21 protein-coding genes are annotated in these 21,426 nt (G+C 47.0%); 19 read left to right on the forward strand and 2 right to left on the reverse strand.

Features of this window, described 5'->3' with window-relative positions:
- Nucleotides 1-129 precede the first annotated feature (129 nt).
- The gene (locus tag M3202_RS16180; RefSeq protein ID WP_285890558.1) at nt 130-447 is read left to right on the forward strand and encodes a DUF1643 domain-containing protein; all 318 of its coding nucleotides are present in this window, start codon (nt 130-132) and stop codon (nt 445-447) included.
- Nucleotides 448-907: 460 nt separating this feature from the next.
- On the opposite strand, the gene M3202_RS16185 is transcribed toward M3202_RS16180, so the two are convergent.
- Nucleotides 908-1,363, reverse strand: a complete 456-nt coding sequence (locus M3202_RS16185; protein ID WP_251224340.1) for a hypothetical protein — start codon at nt 1,361-1,363, stop codon at nt 908-910.
- A gap of 360 nt (nt 1,364-1,723) precedes the next feature.
- On the opposite strand from M3202_RS16185, the gene M3202_RS16190 reads away from it, so the two are divergent.
- From M3202_RS16190 to M3202_RS16260, 15 genes are all read left to right on the forward strand, one after another.
- On the forward strand, nt 1,724-3,046 hold the full coding sequence (locus M3202_RS16190) for a TolC family protein (protein WP_251224341.1): 1,323 nt from the start codon (nt 1,724-1,726) through the stop codon (nt 3,044-3,046).
- A gap of 179 nt (nt 3,047-3,225) precedes the next feature.
- Nucleotides 3,226-3,381, forward strand: a complete 156-nt coding sequence (locus M3202_RS16195; RefSeq protein ID WP_349775629.1) for a helix-turn-helix transcriptional regulator — start codon at nt 3,226-3,228, stop codon at nt 3,379-3,381.
- Nucleotides 3,382-3,680: 299 nt separating this feature from the next.
- Nucleotides 3,681-4,436 carry an HIRAN domain-containing protein gene (locus M3202_RS16200; protein ID WP_251224343.1) on the forward strand — a complete coding sequence of 252 codons (756 nt, stop codon included), beginning with the start codon at nt 3,681-3,683 and terminating at the stop codon, nt 4,434-4,436.
- A gap of 240 nt (nt 4,437-4,676) precedes the next feature.
- Nucleotides 4,677-5,540, forward strand: a complete 864-nt coding sequence (locus M3202_RS16205) for an Rpn family recombination-promoting nuclease/putative transposase (RefSeq protein WP_251224344.1) — start codon at nt 4,677-4,679, stop codon at nt 5,538-5,540.
- 192 nt (nt 5,541-5,732) lie between these two features.
- Nucleotides 5,733-6,716, forward strand: coding sequence for a peptidoglycan DD-metalloendopeptidase family protein (locus M3202_RS16210; RefSeq protein WP_251224345.1), 984 nt, complete (start codon nt 5,733-5,735; stop codon nt 6,714-6,716).
- A gap of 134 nt (nt 6,717-6,850) precedes the next feature.
- Nucleotides 6,851-7,765, forward strand: a complete 915-nt coding sequence (locus M3202_RS16215) for an RpnC/YadD family protein (RefSeq protein ID WP_251224346.1) — start codon at nt 6,851-6,853, stop codon at nt 7,763-7,765.
- A 99-nt stretch (nt 7,766-7,864) separates the two neighbouring features.
- A complete protein-coding gene (locus tag M3202_RS16220) occupies nt 7,865-8,125 on the forward strand; it encodes a hypothetical protein (protein WP_251224347.1) in 261 nt (86 codons plus the stop codon).
- Nucleotides 8,109-8,261 (forward strand): hypothetical protein, encoded by a 153-nt coding sequence (locus tag M3202_RS16225; RefSeq protein ID WP_251224348.1) that lies wholly within the window; start codon nt 8,109-8,111, stop codon nt 8,259-8,261. Before M3202_RS16220 ends, M3202_RS16225 begins: the two co-directional genes overlap by 17 nt.
- The gene (locus M3202_RS16230) at nt 8,255-8,467 is read left to right on the forward strand and encodes a pepsin/retropepsin-like aspartic protease family protein (RefSeq protein WP_251224349.1); all 213 of its coding nucleotides are present in this window, start codon (nt 8,255-8,257) and stop codon (nt 8,465-8,467) included. The genes M3202_RS16225 and M3202_RS16230 overlap by 7 nt, the downstream gene beginning before the upstream one ends.
- Before the next feature lie 43 nt (nt 8,468-8,510).
- Complete coding sequence (locus tag M3202_RS16235; protein ID WP_251224350.1) at nt 8,511-8,780, forward strand: hypothetical protein; 270 nt, start codon at nt 8,511-8,513, stop codon at nt 8,778-8,780.
- Nucleotides 8,781-9,031: 251 nt separating this feature from the next.
- Nucleotides 9,032-9,622 (forward strand): TetR/AcrR family transcriptional regulator, encoded by a 591-nt coding sequence (locus tag M3202_RS16240; RefSeq protein ID WP_251224351.1) that lies wholly within the window; start codon nt 9,032-9,034, stop codon nt 9,620-9,622.
- Nucleotides 9,619-10,980 carry an HlyD family efflux transporter periplasmic adaptor subunit gene (locus tag M3202_RS16245; RefSeq protein WP_251224352.1) on the forward strand — a complete coding sequence of 454 codons (1,362 nt, stop codon included), beginning with the start codon at nt 9,619-9,621 and terminating at the stop codon, nt 10,978-10,980. The genes M3202_RS16240 and M3202_RS16245 overlap by 4 nt, the downstream gene beginning before the upstream one ends.
- Nucleotides 10,977-12,191 (forward strand): ABC transporter permease, encoded by a 1,215-nt coding sequence (locus M3202_RS16250; RefSeq protein WP_251224353.1) that lies wholly within the window; start codon nt 10,977-10,979, stop codon nt 12,189-12,191. The genes M3202_RS16245 and M3202_RS16250 overlap by 4 nt, the downstream gene beginning before the upstream one ends.
- Before the next feature lie 176 nt (nt 12,192-12,367).
- Nucleotides 12,368-13,381 carry an Rpn family recombination-promoting nuclease/putative transposase gene (locus M3202_RS16255; protein ID WP_251224354.1) on the forward strand — a complete coding sequence of 338 codons (1,014 nt, stop codon included), beginning with the start codon at nt 12,368-12,370 and terminating at the stop codon, nt 13,379-13,381.
- Nucleotides 13,382-13,538: 157 nt separating this feature from the next.
- Complete coding sequence (locus M3202_RS16260; RefSeq protein WP_251224355.1) at nt 13,539-14,843, forward strand: acetamidase/formamidase family protein; 1,305 nt, start codon at nt 13,539-13,541, stop codon at nt 14,841-14,843.
- Nucleotides 14,844-14,922: 79 nt separating this feature from the next.
- Here M3202_RS16260 and M3202_RS16265 read toward each other — a convergent pair whose 3' ends face one another.
- Entirely contained in the window at nt 14,923-15,798 is an 876-nt protein-coding gene (locus M3202_RS16265; protein ID WP_251224356.1) for an AraC family transcriptional regulator, read from the reverse strand.
- Between the two features lie 534 nt (nt 15,799-16,332).
- Between M3202_RS16265 and M3202_RS16270 the strand changes: the two genes are divergently transcribed.
- The 3 genes from M3202_RS16270 to M3202_RS16280 all read left to right on the forward strand — a co-directional run bounded on the left by M3202_RS16270 (nt 16,333) and on the right by M3202_RS16280 (nt 21,426).
- A complete protein-coding gene (locus tag M3202_RS16270; protein WP_251224357.1) occupies nt 16,333-18,873 on the forward strand; it encodes an Ig-like domain-containing protein in 2,541 nt (846 codons plus the stop codon).
- Between the two features lie 14 nt (nt 18,874-18,887).
- Complete coding sequence (locus tag M3202_RS16275) at nt 18,888-20,459, forward strand: stalk domain-containing protein (RefSeq protein ID WP_251224358.1); 1,572 nt, start codon at nt 18,888-18,890, stop codon at nt 20,457-20,459.
- Between the two features lie 490 nt (nt 20,460-20,949).
- Nucleotides 20,950-21,426, forward strand: coding sequence for a cell wall hydrolase (locus tag M3202_RS16280; RefSeq protein ID WP_251224359.1), 477 nt, complete (start codon nt 20,950-20,952; stop codon nt 21,424-21,426).

Consider the following 21,426-nt stretch of genomic DNA (forward strand, 5'->3'; position numbering starts at 1 on the left):
TATCAAGTAGATTTGTAAAATGAAGGGGGAGCAAAGGATTGCTTCCTCTTCATTTTGGACAGTGAATCCGTCAGTTTTAGGACAATTAGCGCCGTCAAGATCCAGACATTGTAGAACGTCATTAACAACCTGATTTGCAACGGCTACGGACAGGTTGAGATTGTTAATCTATTTGCTTATAGATCGAAAGAGCAAAATGGATTGATTAATAGAGATGATAAACTGGAAAAGGACAACCTGGAATATGTAAGGCAGGCTTTAAGAGGGTCTGAGCTTATAATAGTTGGTTGGGGAAGAGATGCTGACGGAAAAGCAAAATATAGAGACGCCCTTGACTCTGTAAAACGAGAACTACTGCCCTTTAAAGACCGAGTAAAATGTTTTCGAGACAAGAAAGGAAATGTTAACTGTCATTTAAGTGTAGGATACAGTGATGAGTGGAGCTAGGTGAGCTATCCATTTGGGTAAGGGAAAGGGCTGAGCGCTGGTTGGCTTAGTCTTTATAGAATTGAAAGTCCTGTAGAACTTCTTAATGGCCTTGAACAGCTCCCACTGAAATCTTTTTTTGAAGTGAAATCTCAGAGGAAAAATAATCGTAGAGCGTTTGGTTAAGAACAAAAAATGAAATCGATTAGCTGATCTAGAAAGACTAATTATTCAAATTGATAAGACTATCACTAAAGAAGAACAAAACAACGCAGATGCCGAAAATATAATTGTTATTCAGGATGGCAAAGCAGCGTTTACGTTAAATATAGAAAATGATCATTATGGAATTATTAAGATAAATTAATGTGTTTAAATTATTTGTTGACTTGAAGGAAATACCACCAACGATCAATTCGTTGGTGGTATTTCTCTTAAGCTTAGTTCCATTGCCGTTTCTAAAAAATGCAATTATCCTCTATTACTCAAACTGGGCTTGGGTTAGCATTTGGCCGTCTTGGATGATGATGATGTCAACGGCGTGATCTGGGTATTTTTCTTTGATTAGTTCCGCATATGTTTCTGCGACTTCTTCAGGTGACAGTTCCTGCTCGTCGTTGATTTCAATGTCAGCATTAATTCTGTTGGCTGATCCTTCTTCTACTTGCACCATGACATCAACAATTCCCGGCTGCGAGGCAATTTCCTCCTGAAGCTCTTCTTCCGCTCCGAGGCTGAGAGAAGGTTCTTCTTCTGAAGTAGCAGGGTCCTGTTCTTCTTCAGAGGCAGCGTCTTCAGGCTGACCTTCTTCCTCTGGCTGATCCTGAACTTCTTCCTGTGGCTCGTCCTGCGGTTGCTCTTCAACTTCACCGTTATTTGAGCATGCGCTTAAGCCTAGGCTGATCGCTAATGCGGCAATGACATATCTCTTTTTCATAATTTGTACCCCCATTTATGATATAGCACTTGCTACTCTAGCTTACATTTATTTCAATCGCAAGTAAAGCTGTTGCGGGATTGTTACATATTTATGGACACTTATTTCAATTTTTGTTTAGGGAGTAGATTGTGGGGCGAACATTATTGAAAATGTCCACTGGCTTTACCCCTTAGTGTCTATGTTATAAAAGAGTCACTATTACATAGAACTTCCATTTCACGTCAACAATTTGTCACTTATCTGGCTGGAAAGTATGATAAAATAATATCAGTAGCGTTAAATTTTACCGTTGATGACATAGAACCTGAAAGCACAGACATGGCGATGAAACGAACGTAAGGGAAGGGGAAGGTTTTGTTGAAGAAAAGTGCGACAGTCGGATTAGCGTTTTTGTTGGCCACATCAAGTATAGCACCAGTGGCTTTCGCGGATGAGGCTTCTGATGAAGTCCTGGAAGAAGAAGTAAGTGAAGATGTACAAGAAGGGGAAAAAGCAGAGGAAGGCAGTGAGGAAGAGGAAATCGAACTGGTTACCAGCCTTTCTCTTGAGCAGGCTCTTGAACGGGCGCTTGAGGACAATTCTTCTTTAATGCTCTTAAACTATCAGCTTGAAATTCTCGAAAATCAGGAAGGCAACACGAACCTTGATTATCGTGATCTTGAAAAGGATATTGAAGACTTGGAGGATGCGTTAGACAATTTAATGGAGCGTCGTCGCAATCTTGATCCTTTTGACCCGAGTTACATAGGTGAGCGCATAGGTCTTGGGCAGGAATGGAACGCGATGAACGACCAGCTTGAGATGCTTGAGGATACAATTGAGCAGCTGGAAGACGCGCTTGAACAGCTTCGTTCCGGTCAAGTGACGCTTGTGTATAACCAGGATGAAGCAAGAGAAAGCATTAAAATGGCAACGGCGATGACGTTTACCCAGCTGTTAATGACCGAAGAGCAGCTTGAGCTGCAACGAAAGTCAATTGACGTATTGGAGACAGAGATCGCCAATCTTGATCGTCAGCGTGAGCTTGGTTTGATTTCGTTCAACGAGTTTAATACAGAAGCGCGTGAGCTGAGAATCCAGAAGTCTGATCTTGAGCAGGAAGAAAAGAAATATCATCATGATCTGGCTGAGTTTGCGCTCGACTTAGGGCTTGTCTATCATCCTGACTTCTCGCTTGAGCCGATTGAGCTTTCCAGCTCTGCCTTACCAGAGCAGGAAACCGATACGAATGAGTTGATCGAAAATTCATTCCAGTATAAAGCTCAGCTTGAGGCGATTGAAATGGCAAAATATGAGCGTGAGCGCGTATATGACGATGAGGACTCATCCTCTTATCAGAAAAACGAAGCCGACTTGAATGTGAAGGTCGAAGAGGAGAATTTGGCGCAATTGAAGCTGAATGCCGAAGCGGCCATCCGTCAGCTCTACTTCGATATCGAGGACAGCTATCAGGCGATTCAGGACGCGCAGCGAGATCTGGACTATGCCCGCTATGACTACAATATGTTAGAGCGCCGCTATCAGCTCGGGCTGATGTCAAAGGCGACGTTTGAACAGGCGGCCATTCAAATTGATCAAGCCGAGCTTGCTCACGAAATGGCGAAGTATTCCTACTTCCTTGTCACCCAACAACTTAAAGCCCTTGAAGCCGGCGTTCTGCCGCAGCAAGGACAATCATAAGAAGCATAAGCGCATAGCGAAAGAAGCACCAGTGGGGATGGCCCTGTTGGTGCTTTTTTTGACGGAGAAATGATTCGGTGGAAAGGAATTATCAATTGGGGGGATGTTAGTGCATCCAAAACATTACTCCATAGCTTGTTTATTATGAACGTATTAAAAGAGGAGAATTTGATCCTATCATTAACTTACATCAATTAGGAAAGACATTAATTGCATATCGCATTTACCTTGGAATGAGTCAACAAGACTTAGCAGAGCGATTAGGGGTATCCCCTTCTCAAGTATCAAGAGATGAGCGAAATGAATACTATGGGGCCAGGTTAGAAAGGCTTTAGCAAGTAATGGAAGCCATGAAGATGGTTTCAAAAACAGAAATTCATTCAGGTGATTTGGTATTAGCATAACAATCGGGAGGTGTGCTTAGGAACAGAGAAATGTAGTTATTGATCTATCCAGAGCGTTTAAGGAAGCAGGAAGCTGTACGGCGGCAATTAGGAGGTTCATTGATTATCGTGGATCGTTTTCACTGTATGTGTTGGGCATTTGGTCAAGTGAAAAGAAGGGAATGGGTAATCCGCCTTTTGCTTTACCGGAAGGAATGGATCTTAAATTGGTTTGAAGGGAGGGTGAAAGCATGAGTAAGAGACCGTTTGAACTCTGGCTGATTTGGCAAAATGTTGAGACACGCCAGCGTTATCATGTAGGAAGGTTGCTTCATGAAGATGGCGCCTATACATTTTCCTACGAGAAGGAAGGATATAGAAGAAAGCTGAAAGAAGCGATGGACAATGGGTATCGACCTCACTTAGCATTCCCGGATACAAATAAGACGTATACTTCCAACACACTTTTTGGGCCGTTTGCGCGACGGTTACCAGACCGTCGAAGACCTGACTACCTATCAGTACTCCAGGATTTAGGTCTTTCAACGGAGTGCACGGAAATGGATGTGTTGCGGGCGACAGGCGGCATTTTAGCGACAGATTCCTATGAATTTGTTTCGCCGATTATTGTGGAACATAACAACTTTGTTTTAGACTTCTTTGTAGCAGGTTGGCGTTATTATCAGGGAGATCAGGTGATTGACCAGCTTCAAATCGATGATAGGGTAGAATTTTCTTTAGACCCTGAAAACCCTCATGATCATAAAGCAGTCGTAGTCATGTCGGTCAACGGAGAGAAGTTAGGCTTCATCCCTGCTTTTTACAGTGGATGGATGTTTGAGATCATGGAGCAGAACTGCAGCTATCAGGCAAAAGTGGAGGCTATTCATCCACAAGCGGTTGCTCATCGTAAAGTCTGCATTTCCATCACTGGGGAAGTGAATCAATTCGTTAATATCCAGAAAGTGCTGGATGATAAAGAGGAATTACGGGTAGTGATGTGCTGAAGGAATTGAACGGATGTAGGGCGAAATTAGGACGCATGTTGTTTGTCGATGAGTTGAAAGCTTATAAAATGATCCTCTTCTTGCAGAGGGTCTTTTTTTGTTACAAAGAGTGTAAATCGAGGGGAACTGATCGAGGAGGCGAATGGTTCTATTTCTGTTTCAAAAGGTACCAGTCTCGACAGCTTTGTTCCGTATTTTATGGTATAATTTTTACAAAGGTATACGAAGAGGTATTTTAATATGGAACCAATAACATGGTTAAAACCGAAAAATGATTTTATTTTTAAGCTTATTTTTGGAAGTGACAGGAAGAAGTCCAAAGCACTTTTATTATCGCTTTTAAATGATTTCTTACAAGTACCAGATGGGAAAAGTTTTGGGGCCGTGGAAATAGTAAATCCTTTTACCGACAAACAAAATGTAAATGACAAGTTATCTGTTTTTGACATAAAAGCAAAAATTAGTGGATATGGTTATGCCAACGTGGAAATACAATTAACCAATCAAAAAAATATTCACAAGCGATCCCTCTATTACGGAGCAAAATTATATGAAGAACAGTTAGGCAAGGGAGATGACTATTATCAATTAACAAAAGTGACGACCATCAATTTATTGGATTTTGAGTTTTTTACATCGGATGCCTATTATAATTGTTATCGTTTGATGGAAGAGAAAACGGGTGAACCATTTCCGGATTTAATGCAATTACATTTTATCGAAATGCCTAAATTTGTTCGACAGCAGCAAGAACGATCGATCCCAAAGAATGATCGAATGGCAAAGTGGTTACACTTTTTAACAAATGAAGATGATATGAGGTGGGCAAAAATGGCAAAACAAGACCCGATGCTTGAAATGGCAGTAGATATATTGAAGCAGGCAAGCCTGGATCCAGAAACAAGAATGCAGTACGAAGCGAGGGAAAAAGCCTTAAAAGATATTGCTTCCATTCGCGGAGACAGCAAACGTGAAGGCAAATATGAAGGCAAACTTGAGATTGCGAAAAAGATGATTAAAAAAGGGATGGCGCTTGAGTTGATTGCAGAAATGACGGAACTTCCGCTTGAAGAAGTGGAAACATTGAAAAACAAACTAACGTAATTCATTGGCCGGAATGTCTGTCAGTGAGCAAGCGTCATAACCGAAATAGGCACCTAACGAGTGGAGACGCCACTCTTTAGGTGTTTTTTATGTTAAAAAACACCCTTCTCCGGCAACAATAACTAAGATGAAACGTAATGGCGTTTGTGATCGTAGAATTCGTATAGAGGATATTCGAAAGGAGTGCTTACAATGAATCGGTATTTGACAGTGACGACTTCGCTCATGCTGGCGGGGCTTCTCGTGGCATGCGGCGGTGAGGAAGAGGGCAGCCCACAACCTATAGAAGAGGAACCAGTCGAAGATCAGGCGGAGGCGGTCGCGCCGGAGCAATTCGCGGAGCGCTATTTGGCTGGGGAGTTTGAGCGGCTGCACAGTCAGACGAGCGCTGAATTTCAGGCGCAGGTGCCGTTGCAGGAGTTTGTTCAGTTAGGCGAGACATTTATTGAAGGAGTCGAGGAATTTCAGCTCGTATCGGAAATTCCTGTGATGGGATATGAGGAGTACCAATGGATCAGTGATAATGGCGATAAAGGAATCCGCGCTTATTTCGCTGAAGATTGGACGATTGAAGGTCTTCAGGTAATGCCGCTCAGCTCGCACCCGGAGACGGATGAACAGTATACGGAAGGCACATACCGGATGCCGATTACCGGCAGCTGGCTGACGTTTTGGGGTGGAACGAATCAACTGGTGAACTACCATTATCCGGTGGAAAGCCAGCGCTATGCCTACGATCTTGTTGTCGTTGAAAATGGCTCGACTTTCGAAGGCGAAGCAACAAATAATGAAAGCTATCACGCCTTCGGCAAGGAAGTCGTCGCCCCGGCTGCGGGGACGGTCGTCTCTGTTGAAAATGGCATTGCCGACAACACGCCGGGTATCGAGACAAACGAGCAGGAGCCGCTCGGCAATCATGTGATCATAGACCATCACAATGGTGAGTACAGTGTTCTTGCCCATTTTCAGCAGGGAAGTCTTCAGGTGAGCGAGGGCGATCAGGTCGAGGCTGGTCAGCTGCTCGGATTATGTGGCAATTCCGGCAACTCAAGTGAGCCTCATATTCACTTCCACGTCGCCGACAGTGCCGAGTGGGAAGAGGCGGCCTCTATCCGGATTACGTTTGAGGACGGAGTCGAACCGGTGCGCGGTGAAGAGGCAACAGGGTTTGAATAGGTGTTCGTTGGACAGGGAATGGTGGGGGAGAGGAACCTCCTGTTTTGTTAAATGTGGGTCAAGGCATGTATAAGCATTGACGGTATTTTCAGTTAACAAGTATGATAAAATAAAAAGAAAAGGATGTACGGAAAATGGGGAAACGAGCCGATGTTGCCTATGCCAATTATGACATTATTTTTCGCAGCATGACTGAGCAGTTTCGAGAAAAAGCCTTAGATTTTTATGGTATCAACACCGCTCCCATTGTGAGAGTTGTGCCAACTGATTTGCCGATCATTACCGTCAATGATCGCCGAATGGACTTTATGTTTTTGTTAAAGGATGACACGTATTTGCATTTAGAATTTCAGACCGTATTTTCTGAGAAAGAGCTAGACCGTTTTCTGCAATATGATGTGAGTGCTTATGAGAAATACAAGAAGCCAATTCAAACAGTTGTCATTTATGGCGCGGATGTCGATCATGCAACTGAAGTAAAAAAATATGGCTCCGTGACATATGAGACGAAGGCGGTTTTCATGAAGGATTATGACGGGGACCAGATCATCTTAGATCTCTGGACAAAGATTGAAAACGGAGAGGAATTGACCGATGTCGATGAGCTGAACCTTATTTTTCTCCCATTGATGAAAAGCATTGTAGACCGCTCGGAACGGGCGATTGAAACCGTGGAATTAGCTAAGAGAATAAAGAATCAAAATCAGCAAGTAAAGCTCATGTCAACGATTATTGCGATTAGCGACAAGTTCATTGACGAGGAATACGTTGAAAAACTAATGGAGGTGGCGAGTATGGCAAGGGTGTTGCGCATGGCGGAGGAACGTGGCCGTATCTCAGAGAGCCAAAATGCAATAAAGTATTATTTGGATTCACGCTTTGGTCTGGAAGCAAAAAGTATGAAAAAAGAGGTTGAACAACTTATGGATTTAGAGTTGTTACATCATTTGCTCCAACGTCTTTACCGGGCAGAGACTCGCAAGGAAATGACTACCCTTATTCAAGAGGCATTAGAAAAGCAGGAGAGATGGTCTCAGTCGGCCGAGTAAACTTTTTGTCGGGGAAGAACCTTGTACTGTGGAAGCTTGATGTAGTAAACATGCTTCAGATTGATCAGGAAAGAATGAAAAAATGGGCCGGTGAGAGGGATGAAATGGTCAGACGTTAGAAAATTATATCCAAATCAATTTGTGAAGTTAAAAGTTTTATCGTCTCATATTAAAAACGGTCAAGAATTTATTGAAGATATAGCAGTAATCAAGCCTGTCTCTGATGAAACAGCAACAAGTGAATTGTTAAAATCAAAAGGTGATGAGTTAGTTTACCACACTGCTAATAAGAAGATCGTACTCGAAGTGCGTCAAGATGTAGGCTTGAGGAGATTGGACTATCATGAAAATCAAGCATAAATATGGGCTGCTTTTAGTGGATATTGCTTTAACATGGAATGAAAAAAATAAAGTGATAGAGAATATGGTTGTCGATACTGGGGCTGCTAGAACCCTTATTTTCAAGGTGCAGTTGAAGTATCGGTCTTCATGTTGACTTACATTGGGATTGGAGGAAAAGAGCACGCCATTAGGAAGCGAGTAGATCAAATTCAAATCAGTGATTGCACGATTAAACACGTTGAGATAGATTTTAATGATTTTGGATATGAAGATATAAATGGATTGCTTGGACTAGATTTGTTAATGGAAGCTGGCTTTACAATTGATTTGTTACATCTTGAAATGGAGAGGAAAGCCTAAAGCGATCTGACAAGAGCCGGAGAAAGAAAAAAGGGGAGAAATCATGAAACGCATTGTTATTGGTGGCTTTGTCCTTCTTGGGGGCTTATTAATTACATTAACCATTTTGTTAGCGGGTACGATTTACGCTATGGAAATAACAGCTTGGTCAGGGAAATCTAAATTATGGCATGCTATTTTTGGAGCGCCACAGTACGGAGATGAACCTGTACAATCCTTATTTTTAGGTTTTCCGTTTGTGATAGGAATTTTGTTAACCGTTGGAGGGTTAATCATTTTAGGGCAGGAATATTATAAAACATGTAAGAATTAAGGCATAGAAAACCTTAGCCAATGACTTTTTCAAGAAGCTTCTGCTTTTAGTTGATGAAAAATAAATCGCAATTCGCCGAAACAAGTTTTTCTGAAGGCGCAGCAAAGGAGGACTCCTCCATCTTTTGCTGCGCTTTTTTCGTTTTTTCATAAAGACAGGATCTTGCCAAAACAGAGGAAGCCTGCTACAGTATAAATGACTACAGAACTAATTTAGGATTTAAGTCACTTTTGAAAGGAGGGCTGCTGCACATGGATGCGAAGCGGGAGGCGATTTTGAAGGCTGCGGAAGAGACGTTTTCGACCTTTGGCTATAAAGGAACCTCGGTTGATAAAATTGCGAAGTTTGCCAAGGTAGGAAAGGGAACGATTTATAACTACTTTGAGACGAAGGAGGATATTCTGCTTGAAATTATAAATGTCATTATCCGGGAGATGAAGGAGAAAGCGGATGAGGTTATTCAGCCTGAGCTTCCGGTGTTTATCAATTTTCATAACGCAATATCGGAGATTCTTAATTATCGGGAAGTTCACGCGTTGCTGCGGACGATGGCAAAGGAGATTGACTGGACCGGCTCGCCACTCGTTGCTAACGCCTTGAAAAAAATTGAGACGGAAGCGATTCAATATTTGGCCAGCTTGCTGCAACAGGCGATCAAAGCGAATAAAATCGAGCCTTGTGAGACGGAGATGACGGCGTTTCTCATTTTCAAATTGTACATTGCTGTTGTGACGGAATGGGCGCCGCAGCACAGCTTATCGGACGATCAGTTGGCCGGTATTCTTGAGAACAGTATTATGAACGGGTTAATTACAGAGAGACAGGCGGAGGAGAACCAATGAACAAAGGAAGAATCATCACGATTGCGGTTTTTGTACTGTTGATTTCGGGAAGTATTTTCGCTCTTTCGGCGACGAAGGCGGGCAGCCAGTTTGTCAGCGGGGCGGAATCGATGCAAACGGCCTATGTCGAGGCGAAGCAGGCCAACGCCGGCTTTAAAATGGCAGGACGCGTCGTTGAACTGCTCGTGGAAGAAGGGGAAACCGTTGAACAAGGGCAGGTCATTGCCAGACTGGAAAGCTCTGAGCTGGAAAGCCAGGTTGAGCAGGCGAGAGCGGCTGTCAAAGTCCAGGAAGGAAAACTCGCCGAAGCACGCGCGGCTGTTGGCCTGGCTGAAGGAAAAATCAATGAGTCGTCCGAAGCTGTTAATGCGGCGAAGGCGAAGCAATCTCAAGCCTCTTCTGCGGTAACATTAACCGCTGAAAGCGTCGAGCAGCAAATCAAGGAGGCCGAGGCTGCCTTGAAGGCGGCGGAGGCGAAGCTGGCGGCGGTGAAAAGCGGTCCGCGTCCCGAGGAACAGGCGCAGGCCGAAAGCCGGCGTGATGTCGCGAAGGAAGCGCTTGACGCCGCAAGCAAAAATGTTGAGCGGGCGAAGGCGCTGTTAGCCGATGGATTGGCTTCAGAGGTCGACGTCGAGGAGCAGCAGCTGAAGTATGAAAAAGCAAAGTCCGATTATGACGTCGCGCAAAAGCAGGTGGAAATGAGCCAGAAAGGATCACGCCAGGAAGAAATCGACGCCGCCCAGGCTCAGGTCGAGCAGGCGAAAGCAGCTGTGAACCTGGCAAAGGCGAACAAGGCGCAAGTCAACATTAAGCAAGGTGATGTCGAGGCCGCCTCAGCCGGAGTTGCCCAGGCCGAGGCGACGGAACAAACGGCGAAGTCAGGCGTTTCCCAGGCGGAAGCGACTGTGTTATCCGCGGAGGCCGGGCTTGAGCAGGCGCAGGCTAATTTGGCCGAAGTGGAAACGTATCTTGGCTACACGGAGCTTGTCGCGCCGACTGATGGCGTCGTCGTCAGCCAGCAGGCCGAGATCGGTGAACTCGTCAGCGCCGGCTATCCGGTTTATACGATTGAATCACATGAGAATCGCTGGGCGACATTTTATTTTCCGGAAACGGACGTAGCCGGCGTCTCGGTCGGCGATACGGTCGAAGTCGGACTTGTCTCGCTCGACACATCGATCAAGGGAGAAGTCGTGCAGCTTAGCCCTACCGCAAGCTACGCGACGCAAAAGGCATCGCAAAGCATCGGCGAAACCGATATACGCACATTTGGCGTCAAGGTGATGCTTAACGAGCTTCCTCCTGATGTGGCGACGGGGATGACGGTCATTTGGCACGGGACGGGAGAAGAGCAATGAAAGAGGAAGGATTGAGCGTAGGCGCAGTCATCATGGAGGAGTGGCGCAGCATGGTGAGAGATAAGCGGCTTTTGGCGATCCTGTTCTTGACGCCGCTTCTCTATACGCTGATGTTCGGCTATTTATATTCCAATGATCGCGTCGACCAGCTGCCGACCGTCATTTTGGATCAGGATAATAGCAGCCTCAGCCGGCAAATGGTGCAGGCCTTTCAGCAGACGGAAGCTTTTGCGATCACAAGTCAGGTGTACCGGGAAACGGAGGTCGAGCGAATGCTCGCCAGCGGGCAGGCTAAAGTCGGCATTATCATTCCCGCTGATTTTGAGGTCGGCTTAAAACGCGGCGAACGTCCTGCGGTGCTGACGATGATCGACGGCAGCAATATGGTCGTCTCCAATGTCGCAACGAGAGGGGCGAATGAAGTCGTCTCGACATTTGGCCTCGGGGCGACGGTCGAACGGATGCAGCAGGAGGGTCTGCGGACGGAGGAAATTCAGTCGGCCTTTCAGCCGATTCCGTTCAGCTACCGGGTTCTATATAACCCAACGTATAATTACGGAGTCTTTCTCATTTTCGGCTTGATCGGCACCGTGATCCAGCAAGTATTGTTTTTAGGCATATCCCTGACCGTCACGCGTGAGAAGGAACAGGGCACATGGCAGCGTTTCGCCGCATGGCGGGCCTCGCCTTGGAAAACGGCGTACGCCAAGTCGGCGCCTTATTTTCTGATTGGTCTCGTCAATACGTTTTTTACGTTGGGCATCGGCGTTCTGCTGTTTGACCTGCCGTTCAGGGGCACGGTGCTTCCGTTGCTGCTGCTGGCGGCTGCCTTCATCTTCGCGTTGTTGGGCATCGGCTATGCCGCCAGTCTGTTCTCCGGCAACCAGGTTGGCGCGACGCAGGTGACGATGCTGATTGCCGTACCATCCTTTCTGCTCTCCGGCTATACATGGCCGGCCGAAGCGATGCCGGCGGCGTTGGCGTTTGTCAGCAAGCTGCTGCCGCTGACTCATTTTCTCGAGGGCGTCCGTGAAATCTTTTTAAAGGGCAACGGGCTGGAGATGGTGCTGCCCCCTGCGATCACGTTGCTCCTTATGGGGCTCGTCACATTCTTTCTCGCAATTCTCGTTTCAGGTACGGCGTTTTTCTGGAGGGAGAAGGGTGTGGCTGGTGAATTGCCGGAAGCAGGTTCGACGAAGTATGTTTCATAGAGTGGGATATAGGTGATACAGGGGTTCTCATCGAGACGCCTCCGCAGGTGGTCATTCTTCTGCGGAGGTGTCTTTTTGGCTTGTGATAAGGCAGATGATGTAGAAGAAACCGGAGCTGGAGCCCTTCTATTCGATTTAGGTAAGATGCTATAATAGGAAAAAGGGGGCTGGGGGATATGGAAACGAAGCTTCTGAGACGTGTTTCATTACATCGGCTGATGGACCTGAAAGTCGACTACGCCTTTAAGCAATTGTTCGGCACTGAAAAGAACAAAGCGATTACTGTTGTGTTTTTGAATGCTATTCTTAGACGCAGTGGCCGGGATAGCATTCAGGATGTTTCGTTTAAAAATAACGAAAACAGTGGAGAATATGAGGGAGATAAACAATCACGGCTTGATATTTTGGCTCTCACGAATAATCAGGAATGGGTTAATATTGAAATTCAATTTACAAACCAATATGACATGATTAAGCGTTCTCTTTACTATTGGGCTGGAATTTACCGTTATCCAATGAAAAAAGGAATGGGCTATCGCCAACTAACCCCTGCCATCGCCATTACTATTATGAATTTTTCATTATTTGATCAAACGGATCGTTTCCATACCTCTTATCATTTGTATGAGGATACTGAGCAGTTCAAGCTGACCGACATGATGGAATTCCATTTTCTTGAGATGCCGAAGCTCATGAGCAAATGGAAAGCGAATAAACTGGATCCGTGGAATGACGCGCTTGCTAGATGGATGTTGCTGTTAGGCATTGTTGATCATCGTCAGGGTCATGTATATGAAGATATCTATCAAGAGCTGGAGGAGATCGCCATGAAAGATGATGTACTTAAGACTGCTTTTCAAGGCTGGGATCAACTCAGTGCAACGGAGGAAGAGGTACTTGCCTATGAGGCGCGCTTGAAGCAAGTGCTGGATGAAGAAGCGGCTAAGCGTGAGGCGGAGCTAAGAGAGCAGGAGGCTTTGCAAAAAGGGTTAGAACAGGGCAAAAGAGAAGGGGAACGGGAGCGGCTCATTCGTTCGACTGTCAACTTTTTAGAAGCGAGGTTTCCTGAAGAGGATAAAGGGACCATACTTGAACGGCTAAATGCGATGACTGACATCGAAGAGCTGGATCAACGGCAAAAGGAAGTGTTCAGAGCCGAATCATGGGCTGAGGTCAAACGTATTTTGTAAGAAAAAGTCATGGAGACGTATTAAAAAAGTTTCATCCAAGGGTGATGAGGACGGAGAAGCCTCGTTACCCTTTTTTATTGGCTCAACAGGAGGAAAGAAGCAGCCCGGAAGCGAATGCTATCATTGTACGGAATCTTCCGAAAAGGGGCTGAGTCTGATGAAGAAAGCGACAGAGACGTTGTTGGTCAATTCATTTATCGATGGAGTGCTGGACCCTGAAAAAGAGATGCTAGGACCGGTTAAGGATGGAGGACATATTATCGCCAACACGGCGCCCGGCTGCTGGGGACCGATGATTACACCGTGCATTCGCGGCGGGCATGAGGTGACGAAGCCGGTCTATGTTGAAGGGGCGGAGCCAGGTGACGCGATCGTGATTAAGATTCATTCGATGCATGTGACATCGCTGGCGACAGCGTCGGGCAATGATCAGCCGGTCGATGGCCGCTTTCTCGGCGATCCTTTCGTCGCCGTGCAGTGTCCGGAGTGCGGTACGCTTTATCCTGATACGGTGATTGAAGGAATCGGACAAGAGGCGATCCGCTGCGCAGCCTGTCATGCGGATGTGACGCCGTTTGTTTTTACAAATGGCTATACGATTGGTTTCAGCGAAAACGGCGATGTCGGTGTGACGCTGGCAAAGGAAGCGGCAGAAACAATCGGGCTTGATGGGCGTGCCTATATGAAAACGCCTGATGCCTCTGTCCAGAATCCGATCGTTACCTTCGCGCCGCACGATTTAGTTGGCACGGTCGCTCGGATGAGGCCGTTTTTAGGCCAGCTCGGCACCACGCCGTCGAAGCCGCTGCCCGATTCGCATAACGCCGGTGATTTCGGCTCGTTTCTCGTCGGGGCGCCGCATGAATATGCAGTGACACAGGAGGAACTGGATGAGCACCGCACGGACGGACATATGGATATTAGCCGGGTTCGGGCTGGCGCGACATTGATTTGTCCTGTGAAAGTCGCGGGCGGCGGCGTTTACCTCGGCGATATGCACGCGATGCAGGGGGATGGTGAAATTGCCGGTCATACGGCTGATGTTTCCGGTATCGTGCATTTGCAGGTGCACATTCTGAAAGGCGTAAACCTTGAAGGGCCGATTCTTCTGCCAAATGAAGAGGATTTGCCTTATACGGCTAAGCCGTTTACGGAAGCCGAGCTGAAATCAGCACGTGCCGTCGCTGCGCAGTGGGGAATGAAGGAGCTTGAAGAGTCGCTGCCGATTTCTGTTCTCGGCACTGGCCCGACGTTGAATGCGGCAACCGACAATGGGCTAAAGCGTGCGGCTGATCTATTTGGTGTAACCGTTCCGGAAATCATGAACCGAGCGACGATTACCGGCTCGATCGAAATTGGTCGCCACCCTGGCGTTGTGACGATTACGTTCCTCGCACCGAAGCCTTATTTACAAAAGGCGAAGCTTCTACAGGTCGTCTCTGCTCATTGTAAACGAGAATAACACGTTGATAAACGAAAGGCGGCGGCAAAGTCTGGATTATCGGACTAAACCGTCGCCTTTCTTAGCTTTGAAAGCTGTTTTACTCAATTTTCCTCACAGGAATCCAGATTTCACTTTTAAATGCCGGCGAAGTCGTGTCCTTTCCTTCATTCCAAAGAATTTCAGGGCCTTTCGTCTGCTCGTAGCCGGAGGTTGGAAACCACTCCGAATAGATGCGTCCCCAAATGTTTTGCAACGTCTCTGGAAATGGGCCGACTGCTTCAAATACCGCCCATGTTGAGGCGGAAACCTCAAGCGCTGAAAGCCCGTCCGGACAAGCCGCTGTTGTCGCGACGCCGATATAATGATCGAGCTCCCCCTCTTCACGCATTCGGCCCTCTGAGAAGTTGGTCGAAGCGCTTATCATGCCTGCTGGAGTAAGATTTGAAAGCCCCTTTAACGTAGTAATTGTCTGTTCATCAAGCGAAGCCCACATGGCGGCGATCTCAGGGTTCACCCCGTGAAACACAATCGGCACGCGCTTCTTAAGACCGACGATCCGGAAAGCGTCTTTTTCTTCAATGCGGTAATTCATTGCTTCTCCTCCTTCAATTGTAAGCTGGAAGGTCATTCTCGGGAAAGACTTGAGCGGCTGGCTCAGCTTTCTCGCCTCCGATGGTGTCACGCCGTGAACGGTCTGAAAAGCCCGGCTGAACGCGTCAGGAGAGCTGTAGCCGTATGTAAGCGCGACATCAATTACTCTGAGCTGATGATGCTGCAGTTCAAACGCGGCGAGAGTCAGCCGGCGGCGCCGAATGTATTCTGATAAGGTGATCCCGGCGAGAGATGAGAACATTCTCGTGAAGTGATACGCCGAGCAGGAAGCAAACGCGGCGGCGCGCTCAACATCAATCTCCTCTGTCAGATGATCCTCAATGTATTGCATCGCGTTGTTCATCCCCTCAAGCATGTTCATGCAAATAACCTCCCTTTCAAGAAGCTGCTGAAAAAGTAAGGTTTTCATTTTTTAGCAGCTTTTTCGTAATGAGCGGAGCCGTTGCCTGGTTTTGAAAGCCTTGCTACGAGTGGTTTTCTCGAAGCAAGACGCGCAACGCGCGGAGCCATTGCTCTTCTTCGAGTTACGAAAAATAAAGTTTTCAGTGGCCTCCCTTTCAAATGAAAGTATATCAGCTCATGACGAGCAAGATCCGTCAATGACTGCCCGAATTTGTCGGATGGAAAGAAGCATCGTTGTAGTGCTGTCAGAATCTTAAAAATGATGATGACCTCTATGCTAATTTTATCCGAATGTCAGAGGAGGTACACATAAAACTGTCTACTTACATTCTGCTTATAGATTGGAATAAAATGAGCAGTAGTATGGCCTTATCGTGTTCCCCTTTTTAATAGAGGTTTTTTAAGGTGAATCTGAAAAAAATAGAGTAGGAAAAATGAGAAAATGGTTTTATAATGTAAGAAGATTTCGAAAATACCGAGAGGAGTAAAAAGTATGAAAGGGAAAGCGGGAAAGCGTGCTTTAAGTTGCCTTATTAGTTCTATCGTCTTTTTTCTTATTTTTTTTAGTGTGATGCCGCCGGCTTTTGCCGCTGGGAAAGGAGAGCGTTCTTTTGTCGTCGACAACGTTGTTGGTGATGTCTTCATTCAAAAGGCGGGAGGAGCAAAAGAAGTGCTGGTTTATCCTGGCACGATTTTTCAGGAAGGGGATATGCTTCGTACGGAAGACGGTTCCTCGGCAACAATCAGCAGCATGGATCGTGATGATTCGCTTGTCCTGACTGAAAATACCGAGCTGTATGCCGCAACGCTTTCTGAAAGAAATGGTGTAAAACAAACGAGGCTGCAAATGCTGGCAGGCTCGGTTTATGCAGAGGTGGAACCGCTTTATGAATCGGCCGATACATTTGAAATTGTCAACTCGGAGGCCGCTTTTTCGGCGCGGGGAACCCATTTTTCAATTTCGATTGATCCGGTAACGGGGCTTCCGACTACTTATGTTTATTCGGGCGTGGTTACCACGCAGTCGCTGAGACCAACGGATTATCCAGCATTAATAGCATATCCTGGTCAGCAGATAAATACCAATTCAAATGCTTTAGCGAGAAATGCTGTAGTTAGCCAGTTGGATATTAACCAGCTTCCCGATCAAATAAAAGAGGAAGCCCTCCGCATGCTGTTAGAGAATAAGGAAAGAATTGAGCAGGAAAACGAGCAGAGAAGGCAGGATATCATAAATGGCTACGCTAGTCAGGATTGGTTGGCTATGGATGAAGACGGGCCGGATCCCGAAGAAGTGGACCGACTTTCCCGAAATCTAGAGAACCTTGTCGGGAATATTATAAAACAAGCATTGGAAAGTGGAACGGTAGATAGAGAACGTATGGAGCAGCTGATAGAGGAGATAAATAATCAAGGATCTTCTTCTCCAATTGATCTCGATAATGTCCCGCCACTGGAGGATCTTAGAGGTGAAGGGGCAAGACAGGCGCTGGAAGAACGGGAGCGCCTGAATCAGCAAAAAAGAGAAGAGCAGGAACGACGCGAGCAACAAAGGGAACAGTATGAGGAGCGGAACAGAGAGCTGTTAGAAAGAATACAGGAGCAGCAACGTCAGCAGCAGGAAGCGAACGAGCGGGCGGCAGAGGAAGCGAGAAATAACGCACTCAATCGTTACCTCGAGCAGTTGCCGGAAGCAGATCGAATGCGGTTTGAAGACGCAGATCGGCTGCGCGCGGAGGAACGGGAGCGAGCTCAGCAGGAGCGGGAGCAGCGGCAACCGTCAGCGCCACCACCACCGCCATCTCGTCCGCCAAGTGGTGGTTCAGGGGGAGGCGGTGGAAGCAGTCCTTCACCAACTATTGTAGAGGTCATTCAGCCGGAGCCGGTTAAGATTGAAGCGGGTACAACCTTTACTCCTCCTACACAAGTCGAGGTGATGATGAGTAATGGAACGACTCGGAATGCACCCGTGCAGTGGAATAACGCCATTGATACATCGACGTATGGCTACTACACGCTCACCGGCACGATTGCTGGTCTAGGAAGAGAAGTGACACTAGAGGTCTTAGTCTACGTCCCGTATGGAGAACCGATTGAACTGAATCCGGCAAAGCGGGTTATTCCATTGCCTGCTGGTGCGATCCGATTTAATGAAGCCTATATACCGGATGGAGATAGTACTCTCGCGACCGTTTCACAGTTTGAATTTACGGAAGGAGAGAGGGAAATAACTGGTCTTGTTCCTGCCGGTGCTGTTCTTCAATTTGCGACATTTGAAGTAGCAGGAGAGGGCATCGAGCTGCAATTTATCGTAGAAGATGGAGCAAATGAAGACGAAGTAGGTATTTTCTATCAGCAGGAGAGTGGGGTCTGGAACTATCTTCCGACCACGATTGAGAATGGAATCGCGAGTGCGACGGTGGAAAACATTAACGGAATATATGGTGTCTTCTATGCTGATCAAGCAGAATTCCCTACTGTTTGGCCAGGGTCTGGTCTTATTCACGAGCCGAATCAAGGAATGGAGATCTATTATGAAGATGAGTCGATCTCTCAGTTTGAAGGTGAAGTTCGTTATTATTATCAAACAGAAAATGGAGCTTGGGAAGAGAAGGGGGACGACTTCACAATCGATTATCCAGACTGGAACGGAAACTTAAGAGCCATTTACCCGAACCGATTGTTTAGTGAGACGCGCCAGTTCTCTTATACATTTATTGAAGAAAGCACGCTATATATTGGAGAAGAGGAAGGCGAAGACCAAATGACGGCAAAAATCGTTTTCTCAGGACCGGTCGAGCTTGAAGATGATCAGCTAATCGTGAATGGTCTTCGATATGATGTGAAAGTTTATAATTGGGGAGATGAGGAAACCCCTCGGGATATTGTGTCACTGGATTTAATTGAGGAGAATGAGCTGTTGATTACCCTTCAAGGAATGCAAGATGTGCTGATTGTCAGCTTTAATTCTGTCGACGGGTCTGAACAAATTAAAGAAGAAGTTAATTCTAGTGCCGCTGATGATAGCTTATAGAAAGTAGGGAGAACATGATAAAGCGAATAAAACTCTTTCTGCTCCTGACAATAATCTGGCTGGGAGGCGGAGCAAGCATCGCTGCCGCTGAGCCGATTTACGGCGAAGACGGTGCGCTTCTTTCAGAAGTTGCCGTCTATCTCGGCAGCGGGCAGTATACACATGAAAATGGTCAATTGCTTGAGGCAGGAGTCAGAATGCCTCAAGGAATAGCCCTCCTTCCTGATGGATCACTGCTTGTCGCTGATACACGCAATCAGCTGATCAAGCTCGCAAAAGGTGATCAAGTGACGATCTATGCTGGAATAGAAGGGCTGCCGGTTGATGCTTATGGGCTTCCTGTCGGCGCTTTGCTTGACGGCGCGGCCGAGGAAGCGACATTCCAGCGTCCGCAAGGAATAGCGATCGCCGAGGATGGGACAGTATACATCGCCGATACGAATAATCATGCGATCCGGCGAATTTCTCTGTCTGGGGAAGTGACGACTGTGGCTGGTGATGGCGTTGCCGGCAGCAGCGACGGAGCCAGCGAGGAGGCCCGCTTTGATCATCCATCGGATGTCGCTGTTGCCGACGATGGGACGATTTATGTCGCCGACCGTGGCAACCATCTCATTAGACGGATCGTCGATGGAGAAGTAGAGACGTTGACTGCGGCTTCAGAGCGTTATGTCGAAGTGGTGGAGGGCGTGCCTCTGTTGGCCGGTGATTATGCGGATGGGACGCTGGCCGAAGCGAAATTTAATGAACCTTCTGGCCTGGCGCTGGACGACGCTGGCAATCTCTATGTAAGTGATACTGGCAATCAACTGATTCGCTACATTGATTTGGCGGCTGGCGAAGTGACGACCGTGGCCGGAGATGTCACAGCGGCACGGCAGCTTGAGCGGGGTCAGGAGCTTTTTGCGAGGGGAGGCTTTGCTGACGGTGAGGCGCATGCAGCCCGTTTCCATGCACCGCGAGGGCTGGCGGCAACAGCTGATGGCGGCGTTGTGATTGCCGACAGTCTCAATCATGCGGTCCGTTATTTGCACAACGGTACGGTGAGCACACTGGCTGGCAGCGGGGAAGGTCTGGCCGGGGACCGGGATGGCATGAATGGCCATAATTTGCTTAGGGAACCGACCGATGTCGCGGTAAATGAGAACGGTGATATGTATATTGCTGATTCTGGAAACAACCTGATCAAAAGGTGGTCGCTGTACAAGTTGCCGGAGCTTCCGCAAAATGAAGAGATCAAGGTCGTTTACGGACAGGAGCGGATTGTATTTGATACGCAGCCTGAGCTGAAAAATGGCCGGACGATGGTTCCTGTCCGCGCCGTTGTCGAAGCTTTTGGCTATACGAGCTCCTATCAGTCGCAAACCGTAACGCTGCGCAAAGGAAACACCTCGATTGACATGGAGGTGGGCAGCCGGACGATGAAGGTGAAAACGGAGGATGAGACCTATACGAAAGAGCTTGATGCAGCTCCGTATATTGAAGGGGATCGTTTTATGGTTCCGTTACGCTTCTTCTCTGAGGAGTTCGCACTTGATGTCCAATGGCATGCCCCGTTAAAAACAGTTATATTACGTGATAAATAAGAATGGTAGATAGAGCCAAAAGGCTGATTGAGGCGGCGAGTGACGTCTGCGCGGGTACTACTTTGCGCGGAACGGAACCGCCGTCTTTTTTCGCCGCCTGATTAAAAATCCTGAAGTGGTTTTAAAACGTGCTGAAGCACTCAACCATAAAGTATGCAACAACTCTTTTTGCGAAAGGTCACTTCCGAACCAGCTGGGTTATTTTCTCATATGGGTAAAATAGGCATTCGCCGTTTCAAGTATAGGCAAACATACATAGAGTACGAAAGGATTCATTAACTGCGGGGCAGGAGGAAACGTTCAGATATATCATCTGTCTTACTCTCATTCAGTGCGCTGGCACACTCTTCTGGGCTACTAGTAAGTGGGGAAAAGCCCCGCCGGAGGAAGTTTCACTTTATTTGCAGTTTTCAAGATTTGGGCGGATAGGCAAGCTACGAAAAAGGGCTACAGGCAGTAAGTTACTGTATAAGCAAAAGGGGTGAGAAAAATGGGTAGGCGAATCAAACATACGGAAAATGACGTGAATGCTTTAGCAAGGCTCATGCTGGCGGAGGCCATTGGTGAAGGCGCCGAAGGAATGGAAATGGTTGGAACGGTTGTAGCCAATCGGGTTGAGGCAGACTGTGAGCCGGACTTCGCCAATTTACGTAATATCCGACATGCTATTTATCAAACGATACCGGGAACGGAAATTCCTCACTTCGAGCCTGTTTTAAATGGAGCCTTGTATACACAGCGTCCTACTGAAGAAGACCTCCAGAGAGCTAGAAATTTGTTGCAAGGTCATAGGAACCCACGGTCCCGAATGAATTTGTGGTTCTTTAATCCGAGTCCGGGGCAAACATACCGAGAGCCTTGCACGGCTACGATGCCAAGATCCCCTATGACACAGTTCGACTTTGCACACAAGAATCATTGCTTCTATGTCGGTGTACCGGGCTACTGCCCAGAGTTTTATAGATAA

This window comes from Halalkalibacter oceani, from assembly GCF_023715605.1.
Classification (GTDB): domain Bacteria; phylum Bacillota; class Bacilli; order Bacillales; family Bacillaceae_D; genus Halalkalibacter; species Halalkalibacter oceani.